Consider the following 7,343-nt stretch of genomic DNA (forward strand, 5'->3'; position numbering starts at 1 on the left):
TAAGGCGCAACCCGCCGCGCTCGCCTCGACCGGCGAGCAGAAGGCGCTGCTGCTCGGGCTCGTCCTCGCGCATGCCGAGCTGGTCGCCGCGCGCACCGGCCGCGCGCCCGTGCTCCTGCTCGACGAGGTCGCCGCGCATCTCGATCCCCGCCGCCGCGCCGCGCTGTTCGCCCGGTTGCAAGGCGCCGGGCAGGTCTGGATGACGGGCACGGAACCGGCGCTGTTCGCCGATGCGGGGGCGGCGACGCGGCTCACGCTCTAACCGAGCGAATCGCTTGACGCGGCGATCCGGCGGGCAGACGATACGAACATTACAGGCTGACGATTGCTGCGGGGGCGGTGATGCGACGGACCGGACGATGGCTGGGCACTGTGCTGCTGGCGAGCCTTTCCGCCTGGCGCCTCGGCGCGACGGAGGTGATCAACCCGATACCCACGCCGATCGGCATCGATGCCCGCGCGATGTTGACCTCGTTCGTCACCGCGCCGGCGACGGGCGCGGGCTCGCCGGCGACGCTGATCCACGGCCTGCGATCCGCGCCCGACGGGTCGGGCCGGCTGTTCGTCAACGATACGCGCGGCACGATCTCGGTGACCACGGCGGCGGGCGCGCCGCCGGCGGTGTGGTTCGACATCCGGCGACAGGATGTCGGCTTCACCGCACCGACCACCCAGTCCGGCCTGCTCTCCGTCGCCTTCCACCCGAATTTCGGCATCGATCCCACCAGGCCGGGCTACGCGACGTTCTACACGATCGATACGACGGCGGCCGACGCAGGCGTCGCGCGCTATGCCGGCAAGGGCCCGGCCGATCACCAGGACGTGCTGCGCGAATGGACGGTCGCCGATCCGGACGCGGCGGCCGCGACGATCACCGGCATGCGCGAGGTGTTGCGCGTCACCCAGCCCTACGCGGATCACGGGCCCGGCACGATCGCCTTCAACCCGGCCGCGACGCCCGGGTCCTCTGATTACGGCAAGCTCTACATCGGGCTGGGCGATGGCGGCGGCGTCAACGACCCGAACGACAACGCACAGGACCTGACGAGCCCGTTCGGCAAGATCCTGCGGATCGATCCCGCCGATCCCGATGGCCCCGGCGGACGGGATTACACGATCCCCGTCGACAATCCGCTCGCCGGCCAGGCCGGCACGCTCGGCGAGATCTACGCCTATGGCCTGCGCAACCCGCAATTGTTCGGCTGGGATCCCGTCACCGGCAGGATGTACATCGCCGATATCGGCCAGGCGCGGCTGGAAGAGATCGATCTCGGCGTCGCTGGCGGCAATTATGGCTGGCCGGCGCGCGAGGGAACGTTCGGCCGCAGCGCCGACAAGGGCGTGCTGGCGGTCAATGACGATCCGAACCCGGGCTTCCTCGATCCGATCGCCCAATATGACCATGACGAGGGCGCCGCGATCTCCGCCGCCGTCCTCTATCGCGGCAGCGACCCCGCCCTGTTCGGCCGGATGGTGGTGTCGGACCTGGTCAATGGCCGCCTGTTCGACTTCTCGCTCGACGATACGGGGGGCGTCGGCGGCACGGCCGTGCTGGGAGAGATCGCGCTGTCGTTCGCCGGCCTCTCGACCAGTCTGCTGGCGCTGGAGGGCCAGCGCGGTCGCGTCGACCTGCGGCTCGGAACCGATGCGGGCGGCGAGCTGTACCTGCTGACCGAGCAGAGCGGCGATATCTACCGCCTCACCGCCGCCGCGGTGCCGGAGCCCTTGACCTGGTTCACCACCATCGCCGGCCTCGGGCTGATCGGCGCCCTGATCCGACGGGCGCGGGCGCACACGGCCGCTGCCTGAAGCCGCGCCGGCGCGGTGACGGCCCAAGAGGCGCGGCTTGCTCCGGTGCCATGCAGGGATGCCTCGGAACGGTTACGTCAGGCCGGCGTAGAGGCAGCGGGATCAGCGGCGATCGCGCCACACCCTTGAAGGCTACACCCTTGAAGGCCACACCCTTGAAGGATCGAATATGCCGGCTCCGTATCGCGCTGTTCAGGATAGCGAGCTGCGCGACATCTTCTATCTGACGCCGCAGACCGGCACCTCCTTCATGTTCACGATTCATACCCCTGACTTCCCGGGCTCGCAGGCGCCGAATGTGCTCGTCCTTCTGCGAGAGATGTTGACGGTGCACGATATGAGCCCGGCGGGGCGCGAGCAGTTGAAGCGTCGCATCGCCCAGGCGCTGCTCGGCCGGATCAGATTCCGATCCAGGCGCACCTGATCAGCTTGGTCGACCGCGCCATGGAGGAACCCTGGGCATTCCCGGTTATGCTGGATACGCCCACCTGTTGCGAGCTTTGGCACACGTTCAACGCCGTCGCGAACGGATCGGACAGGGTCGCGAGCACGGGCGCGGACCCGGTCTCCAGCAAGGGCATCGGCGCGGCCCTTATAGCCATCTTCAAGAAAACCGGGGCGCTGATCACCTTTTCGCTCAGTTACGCGCAATATATCTTCGGCAAGAACCGCGACTATTACGCCTACCACGCCAGGCGGATAGCCGACGAGCTCGCTCTGCGCGGCGTTCCGCCGAGCTCGCTGCGATGATCGCCGCCACCCGACGCGGCGCTGGCGAGATCGCGGCCGCCGTGGTGGTCGCGGCCGTCCTGCTCGGCATCGCGCAATGGAGCTGGTTCGCCTGGCCGCGGCCCGGCGGCGCGGGGCGCCTCATCGCCGGCTTGGCGGCGGCGGGCTGCCTGTACCGGCTGATCCAGACTGGCGACGGTCGCCGGAACCTGGCGCTGCGCACGGCGACTTGGCTCACGCCGCTGCTCCTGCTGCAAGCGGTGATGCAGGCGGTGGTCTGGGCGGGCTGGTCGACGCTGGACTGAAGGAGCGGCGTCGATCCGCCGCGCCGGACCGGGCCATTTCGCTTCCGGAACCGGCCGCGACTCCCTATATCATCGTGATGAACGACACGCCGGACTCCGCCGAAAATCCCAACGTCAACGCCTACGGCGCTTCCTCGATCAAGGTGCTCAAGGGCCTGGACGCGGTGCGCAAGCGGCCGGGCATGTATATCGGCGACACCGATGACGGCTCCGGGCTGCACCACATGGTGTTCGAGGTGTCCGACAACGCGATCGACGAGGCGCTGGCGGGCCATTGCGACCGGATCGACATCCAGCTCAACCCGGACGGCTCGGTCAGCGTCACCGACAACGGCCGCGGCATCCCGACCGGCATCCACCCGGAAGAGGGCGTGTCGGCGGCCGAGGTGATCATGACCCAGCTCCACGCGGGCGGCAAGTTCGAGAACACGTCGGACGACAACGCCTACAAGGTCTCCGGCGGGCTGCACGGCGTCGGCGTCTCGGTGGTCAACGCGCTGTCCGAATGGCTTGAGCTGACGATCTGGCGCGACGGCGAGGAACACCGGATGCGCTTCGCGTTCGGCGACGCGGTTGCCCCGCTGGAGCGCACCGGCGATGCGCCGATCAATGAACGCGGCGCCCAGAAGGGCACGCGCGTCACCTTCCTGCCCAGCCCGGCGACGTTCAAGATCGTCGAGTTCGATTTCGACAAGCTGGAACACCGCTATCGCGAGCTCGCCTTCCTTAATTCGGGCGTGCGCCTGTTCCTGACCGACGCGCGGCATGACGAGCCCCGCACGATCGAGCTTTATTACGAAGGCGGCATCGCCGCGTTCGTGAAGTGGCTCGATCGGTCGAAGGCGCCGCTCTTCCCCGAGCCGATCGCGATCAGCGGCCAGCGCGACCAGATCGGCATCGACGTCGCGCTCGAATGGAACGACAGCTATTACGAGAACGTCCTCGCCTTCACCAACAACATTCCCCAGCGCGACGGCGGCACGCATATCGCCGCGTTCCGCTCGGCGCTGACCCGCACGCTCAACGGCTATGCCGACAAGTCGGGGATGCTGAAGAAGGAGAAGATCCAGCTCACCGGCGACGACATGCGCGAAGGGCTGACCGCGATCGTCTCGGTCAAGCTGCCCGACCCGAAGTTCAGCTCGCAGACCAAGGACAAGCTGGTCAGCTCGGAGGTGCGCCAGCCGCTGGAGGCGCTGCTCGCCGACAAGCTGGCCGACTGGCTGGAGGAGAACCCGCAGAACGCGCGCCAGATCATTCAGAAGGTGATCGACGCCGCCGCCGCGCGCGAGGCGGCGAAGAAGGCGCGCGAGGCGAGCCGCAAGTCGGTGATGGGCGTCGCCTCGCTGCCCGGCAAGCTCGCCGACTGCCAGGAGCGCGATCCCGCCAAGTCCGAGCTGTTCCTGGTCGAGGGCGACTCCGCCGGCGGCTCCGCCAAGCAGGGCCGCGACCGGCATTTTCAGGCGATCCTGCCGCTGCGGGGCAAGATCCTCAATACCGAGCGCGCGCGGTTCGATCGGATGATCTCGTCCAAGGAGATCGGCACGTTGATCCAGGCGATCGGCACCGGCATCGGCCGCGACGACTTCAACCCGGACAAGCTGCGCTACCACAAGATCGTCATCATGACGGACGCCGATGTCGACGGCGCGCACATTCGCACGCTACTGCTCACCTTCTTCTATCGCCAGATGCCCGAGCTGATCAGCCGCGGCCACCTCTTCATCGCGCAGCCGCCGCTCTACAAGGCCACGAAGGGTCGGTCGGAGGTGTACCTCAAGGACGAGGCGGCGCTGGAGACATATCTGGTCGACGCTGGCGTCGACGCGGTGGCGCTGGAGACGGCGGGCGGGCGGCGGCTGGGCGGCGACGTGCGCCAGCTGGTCGAGCATGCGCGCCGGATGCGATCGCTGATGACCTATGTCCCGCGCCGCTACAATGCCGGCATCATCGAGACGTTGGCGCTGGTCGGCGCGCTCGATCCGGCGCTGGACGCGGGGCCGCGCGCCGAGCGGCTGGCGGTCGGCGTCCACGCGCTCGACGCGGCGGACGACGAGGCGGTCTGGTCGGCGGAGATGGCGGCGGAAGGCGGCTTTCACCTGCGCCGGCTATGGCGCGGCGTCACCGACCATCACGTGATCGAGGCCGGGTTCCTCCAGTCGGCGGAGGCGCGCAAGCTTCATACGCTGGCGGCCGAACAGGCGGACGATTACGCGCGGCCCTCGACGCTGGTGTCGGCGCGCGCCGCCGAGCGATCGGAGGACGAGGACGAGGCGCCCGTGCGCGGCAAGGCGGGGATCACGGTCGGCCGGCCCTCGCAGCTGCTCGACGCGGTGCTCGCCGCCGGGCGCAAGGGCCTGGCGGTTCAGCGCTACAAGGGGCTGGGCGAGATGAACGCCGAGCAGCTCTGGGAGACCACGCTCGATCCCGGCCACCGCACCATGCTCCAGGTCACCACCCACGACACGCAGGCCGCCGACGAGACCTTCTCGCGCCTGATGGGCGAGGTGGTGGAGCCCCGGCGCGAGTTCATCCAGGACAACGCGCTCAACGTCGCCAACCTGGACGTCTGACCGCCAACCGGCGGAAGGACGCGTAGCGCCGCTCGGGCACCGCCGCGGCCAAGTCACGCAGGCGCGCGACCTGTGCGGCGGTGAGGGCGTGTTTGGGCAGGAACTGATAGAGCGCGTCCGTCTGGAAGAACAACATGGTCAGCGAGTCCTCGCGACGACCGATATAGCCGTCCCACGGCGTCGTGGACGTCGATCGCGGCGTGCGGCTGTCCAGTCCCGCCTCGTCCCACGACACGGTGAACGGTTGCCGCAGGATCGCCGCCTGCTGGTAATAGCGGCGGGCCTGATAAGGAACGATCCAGATCGACAGGGCGACGCGCCACCCGATCGGGATGGCGATCAGCGCGAGGCCGCCCGCGATCTGCGGCGAGCGCTCGCCGACCGGCAGGAGCAAGCTCATCAGGAGGTTGAGCACGCCGAGGACCATCACGAAGCCATAGAGGATCAGCCGTCCGCGCGTCGGGCGGTAGAAAAGGCGATTGGCGGCGATCACGTCGGCCAAGGTGGGCGTGAACGCGATCTGGTCCGCAACGCTCGCCGCCGGAGCCGTGCCCGTGTCCCGCATGACGCTGCCTTCCCCTCTGCCGGTCACCGCTCGCCAGCATGGCCGCCGAGTCGGCGACGCAGGCGCTTATGGGATCGGACGCCGGCGCGACGCCAGCAGGTCCGGCCGCCGACAAGGGCTTTCGCCGCGACTCTCGCCCCTTTAATGGCGGCCGCGTGGAGAGCGACGTGGACCAGCCGGTGACCGGGCGTTTCGAGCGCGCGGAGCACCGCTATCCCGTGCGCGTCCACTTCGAGGACACCGACCTGTCGGGCGTCGCCTACCACGCGACCTATCTGCGCTGGATGGAGCGCGCGCGGTCGGACATGCTGCGGCTGGCGGGCATCGACCAGCGCGCGGCGTGGGAGGCGGGAGCGGGCGCCTATGCGGTCGCCGACCTGCACATCCGCTATCGAGCGCCGGCGCGGCTCGACGATCCGCTGCTGGTCGTCTCGCGGCTCGCCGCGGTCGGCCCGGCCCGCGTCGTCATTCATCAACGAGTCAGCCGGGGCGCGGTCTTGCTGGCGGATGCGGAGGTCACCGCCGCGCTGGTCGCGCCCTCGGGCCGGCCGCGTCGTCAGCCGGCCGCCTGGCTCGCGGTCTTTCGCGCCCTGCTGGAGGAGCGTTCGTGCATCCCGTCCTGACCACCGACGCCGCCGCGCTCTCCCCCGTCGCCTTGTTCATCCATGCCGATTGGGTGGTGCGGATCGTGATGGGCGGGCTCCTGCTCGCCAGCATCTGGACGTGGGGCATTATCCTGTCCGTCGGCCGCCGGCTCGGCGCCACCCGCCGGCGCATGGCGGCGTTCGAGCGCGATTTCTGGCGAGCCGACGACATCGACGCCTTCCACAAGGCGCATGCGGACACGCCCCTCCCGTCCGCGCGCGTGCTGGCGGCGGGCGTCGCCGAATGGCGGCGCTCGACGGCGGGCGGCACGATCGACAAGGGCGCGACCCGCGAGCGGCTGTCCACCGCGATGGGCGCGGCGGCTGCGGGCGAGGTGGACCGGCTGGCGGACCGACTCAATGTCCTGGCGACGGTGGGGTCGGTGGCGCCGTTCGTGGGACTGTTCGGGACGGTATGGGGGATCATGCGCGCCTTCACCGGCATCGCGCAGGCGCAGAACTCGTCGCTGGCGGTGGTCGCGCCCGGCATCGCGGAGGCGTTGTTCGCGACCGCGATCGGGCTGTTCGCCGCGATCCCGGCGGTGATCGCGTTCAACCGCTTCAGCCACGGGGTGAACCGGGTGGAGGCGAGCCTGGGTCGCTTTGCCGACGGGTTCCACACCACCTTGTCGCGCCAGCTGGACGCCACGCGGTGAGGAGGGGCGCCGTTCTCCCCCTCCCGCTGGCGGGAGGGGGCCGGGGGGGGGGCTCTCCGCCC

The 7,343-nt window shown here is 69.6% G+C and carries 8 protein-coding genes and 1 pseudogene; 8 read left to right on the top strand and 1 reads right to left on the bottom strand.

Translation table 11 applies throughout. The features are described 5' to 3' along the window. The 6 genes and pseudogenes from HUU95_RS04245 to gyrB all read left to right on the top strand — a co-directional run. Positions 1–262, top strand: a pseudogene (locus HUU95_RS04245) (DNA replication/repair protein RecF); the annotation flags it as partial. 110 nt (positions 263–372) lie between these two features. Beyond that, complete coding sequence (locus tag HUU95_RS04250; protein WP_174278968.1) at positions 373–1,809, top strand: PQQ-dependent sugar dehydrogenase; 1,437 nt, start codon at positions 373–375, stop codon at positions 1,807–1,809. Positions 1,810–1,978: 169 nt separating this feature from the next. After that, positions 1,979–2,233, top strand: coding sequence for a hypothetical protein (locus tag HUU95_RS04255; RefSeq protein WP_174278969.1), 255 nt, complete (start codon positions 1,979–1,981; stop codon positions 2,231–2,233). 5 nt (positions 2,234–2,238) lie between these two features. After that, positions 2,239–2,559: a hypothetical protein gene (locus HUU95_RS04260; protein WP_174278970.1), complete on the top strand. Its 321-nt coding sequence runs from the start codon at positions 2,239–2,241 to the stop codon at positions 2,557–2,559. Beyond that, positions 2,556–2,843 (top strand): hypothetical protein, encoded by a 288-nt coding sequence (locus tag HUU95_RS04265; RefSeq protein WP_174278971.1) that lies wholly within the window; start codon positions 2,556–2,558, stop codon positions 2,841–2,843. The genes HUU95_RS04260 and HUU95_RS04265 overlap by 4 nt, the downstream gene beginning before the upstream one ends. A 77-nt stretch (positions 2,844–2,920) precedes the next feature. Then, complete coding sequence (gyrB, locus tag HUU95_RS04270; RefSeq protein WP_174278972.1) at positions 2,921–5,416, top strand: DNA topoisomerase (ATP-hydrolyzing) subunit B; 2,496 nt, start codon at positions 2,921–2,923, stop codon at positions 5,414–5,416. Here the strand turns inward: gyrB and HUU95_RS04275 are convergent. After that, a complete protein-coding gene (locus tag HUU95_RS04275; RefSeq protein WP_174278973.1) occupies positions 5,391–5,981 on the bottom strand; it encodes a YcxB family protein in 591 nt (196 codons plus the stop codon). The genes gyrB and HUU95_RS04275 overlap by 26 nt on opposite strands. 38 nt (positions 5,982–6,019) lie before the next feature. Here HUU95_RS04275 and HUU95_RS04280 point away from each other — a divergent pair, with 38 nt between their 5' ends. Next, on the top strand, positions 6,020–6,604 hold the full coding sequence (locus HUU95_RS04280; protein ID WP_254602611.1) for a YbgC/FadM family acyl-CoA thioesterase: 585 nt from the start codon (positions 6,020–6,022) through the stop codon (positions 6,602–6,604). Beyond that, positions 6,589–7,281 (top strand): protein TolQ, encoded by a 693-nt coding sequence (gene tolQ / locus HUU95_RS04285; RefSeq protein ID WP_174278974.1) that lies wholly within the window; start codon positions 6,589–6,591, stop codon positions 7,279–7,281. Before HUU95_RS04280 ends, tolQ begins: the two co-directional genes overlap by 16 nt. The last annotated feature ends 62 nt before the right edge of the window (positions 7,282–7,343 follow it).

The organism is Sphingomonas bacterium, assembly GCF_903643065.1.
GTDB lineage: Bacteria > Pseudomonadota > Alphaproteobacteria > Sphingomonadales > Sphingomonadaceae > Sphingomonas.